The 3,108-nt window shown below is 67.6% G+C and carries 1 protein-coding gene; it reads right to left on the bottom strand.

The window, feature by feature from the left end:
- Nucleotides 1–526 precede the first annotated feature (526 nt).
- Nucleotides 527–2,821, bottom strand: coding sequence for an NADP-dependent malic enzyme (locus FKV25_RS03500; protein WP_141517409.1), 2,295 nt, complete (start codon nt 2,819–2,821; stop codon nt 527–529).
- Between the last annotated feature and the right edge of the window lie 287 nt (nt 2,822–3,108).

Raw genomic sequence — 3,108 nt, 5'->3', positions numbered from 1 at the left:
ACGGATGCGGCGCGGGCCCGGGGGCCGCGTCGCGCCGGACACCTTCGCCGGCTGGCCTTCCCACGCGTGGTGCAATGCGCGTTGCTTATTGCACCGGATGGGGTCGGTCGACCCGAACATGGCGCGCGGTGATGGGTGTCGCTTCGCTCGACCCATCTACGGGGCCTATCTCCTCGAGGTGCGACGAAGAAGCCGGAAAACCAAAGGCTGGATCCCAGCGTTCGCTGGGATGACGGTGTGTGGACTTACTGCTCTCGGGAAAATGTGCGCTCGCGACCTCCCGAAGCAAAGAGGCAAAGCTTCTCGAGTCCTTGGCTACTCCACGCCACGTCATCCCAGCGAACGCTGGGATCCAGCCCTTGCTCATCGCGGCCACCGTAGAAGCAGCCACCGGCAACGAGGATCCCAACACGCAAGCGGGTACAACGTTCGGCCGCATGGCGTGTCGCAGGGAGCAACCAGCGGAGCACATTGCACCGGACGGGAAAGCGCGGGCCAGGCCGGAGCGGCGGGCCCGCGCCCGGGGTCAGCCGCGCGGGTTGGCCAGGCGGGCGGCGCGGATCTGGGCGTCGACGGCGGCGAGCGCGGTCATGTTGACGACGCGGCGCGAGGTCGAGTTCGGCGTCAGAATGTGCGCCGGCTTGTCCAGGCCCATCAGGATCGGGCCGATGGCGACGCCCTCGGTCATCATCCGGATCATGTTGTAGGTGATGTTGGCCGCGTCCAGGTTGGGCATCACGAACAGGTTGGCGCGCCCCTTGAGCCGGGTATTGGGGAAGATGCGGTGGCGCAGTTCTTCGTCCCAGGCGGTGTCGGCCATCATCTCGCCGTCGACCTCGAGCTTGGGTGCGCGCTGGGCGATGATCTCGCGGACCTTGCGCATCTTCGCCGCGGAGGCGTTGTCGTGGCTGCCGAAATTGGAGTGCGACAGCAGCGCCACCTTCGGCTCCACGCCGAACAGCTTCAGGCGGTAGGTCGCCTGCAAGGTGGCTTCGGCGATCTGCTCGGCGGGCGGGTCGACCTGCACGTGGGTGTCGAGGAAGAACCACACCCCCTTGTCGTTGATCACGCCGGTCATCGCCGCGGTGCCGGTGACGCCCTTCTCGAAATCGAAGACGCTGCGCAGGTAGCCGAGCTTCTTGTGGAAGCGGCCGACCAGGCCGCAGATCATCGCGTCGGCTTCGCCGCGCTCGACCATCAACGCCGAGATCAACGTGGGGCGCGAGCGCAGCAGGTTCTTGGCCGCCGCCGGGGTGACGCCGCGACGCTCGGTCATGGCGTGGTACTGCTGCCAGTAGTCGTTGAAGCGCGGATCGTCGTTGATGTTGGTCAACTCGAAGTCGGTGCCCTCGCGCATGCGCAGGCCGAGACGCTCGATGCGGGCATGGATCACGTCGGGGCGACCGATGAGGATCGGGAACGCCAGGCGCTCGTCGACGACGGTCTGCACGGCGCGCAGCACGGTCTCCTCCTCGCCCTCGGCATAGACCACGCGCTTGCGGTCGGCGCGGGCGCGGTCGTAGACCGGCTTCATCACCAGGCCGGTGCGGTGGATGAACTGGCCGAGCTGCTCGACGTAGGCCTCCACGTCCTCGATCGGACGGTTGGCGACGCCGGAGTTCATGGCCGCCAGGGCCACCGCGGGGGCCAGCATCACCAGCAGGCGCGGATCGAAGGGTCGCGGGATCAGGTAGTCGGGGCCGAAGGTCGGGATGTCGCCGCCGTAGGCATTGCCCAGGTCGCCGGCCTCCATCCGCGCCAGGCGCGCGATCGCGCGCACGCAGGCCAGCTTCATGTCCTCGTTGATCACCGTGGCGCCGACGTCGAGCGCGCCACGGAAGATGTAGGGGAAGCACAGCGCGTTGTTGACCTGGTTCGGGTAGTCCGAGCGGCCGGTGGCGATGATGCAGTCCGGGCGCACCTGCTTGGCGTCCTCGGGCAGGATCTCCGGGTACGGGTTGGCCAGCGCCAGGATGATCGGTTTGTCGGCCATGGTCGCGACCATCTCGGCCTTGAGCACGCCGCCGGCGGAGAGGCCGAGGAAGACGTCCGCGCCCTCGACGATGTCGGCCAGGCTGCGCTTGTCGGTGTCGCGGGCGTAACGCGCCTTGTCGGCGTCCATGTGCTCGCGGCCGGTGTAGAGCACGCCGTCGCGATCGACCGCGAGGATGTTCTCCGGCTTCATGCCCAGCGCGACCAGCATGTCCAGGCAGGCGATGCCCGCGGCGCCGGCGCCGGAGGTGGCGAGCTTGACGTCCTCGATCTCCTTGCCGGCCACTTCCAGCGCGTTGAGCACGGCGGCGCCGACGATGATCGCGGTGCCGTGCTGGTCGTCGTGGAACACCGGGATCTTCATGCGTTCGCGCAGCTTGCGCTCGACGATGAAGCACTCCGGGGCCTTGATGTCCTCGAGGTTGATGCCGCCGAAGGTCGGCTCGAGGCTGGCGATGATGTCGACCAGCTTGTCCGGGTCGCGTTCGTCGACCTCGATGTCGAACACGTCGATGCCGGCGAACTTCTGGAACAGCACGCCCTTGCCTTCCATCACCGGCTTGCCGGCCAGCGCGCCGATGTCGCCCAGGCCGAGCACCGCGGTGCCGTTGCTGACCACGGCCACCAGGTTGCCGCGGGCGGTGTAGTCGCGGGCGGTGTTGGGGTCGGCCGCGATCGCCTCGCAGGCATACGCCACGCCGGGCGAGTACGCCAGCGCGAGGTCGCGCTGGGTCACCATCGGCTTGGTGGCGGTGACCTTGATCTTGCCAGGGGGGCTGAGGCGGTGGTAGTCGAGCGCGGCTTGCTTGAAGGCGTCGTTTTCGGACATCACGGGGAAATCATGGACGGGAGCCCGATTCTACCGGGGATGGCCGGGAGGGACAGGGGCACGCAGCCGCGCGGCAGCCCGCGGGCCCGGCATCGACGGTACCTGTTCACATTCGCGGCAAGCGCCCGGTGTTGGCACAGTACGGCCGCGTATTGGCGTGCACGCAGGGCTGCACGGCGCCCAAACCCGCGAAGTTCCAGTTCCAGTTCCAGTTCCAGTTCCAGTTCCAGTTCCAGTTCCAGTTCCAGTTCCAGTTCCAGTTCCAGTTCCAGTTCCAGTTCCAGTTC

Origin of the sequence: Marilutibacter aestuarii (genome assembly GCF_006546775.1) — a bacterium.
In the GTDB taxonomy this organism is placed as follows: Bacteria; Pseudomonadota; Gammaproteobacteria; order Xanthomonadales; family Xanthomonadaceae; genus Marilutibacter; species Marilutibacter aestuarii.
Note: the sequence above shows the minus strand (reverse complement) of the source record. Positions and strands in the feature narration are given on the sequence as shown.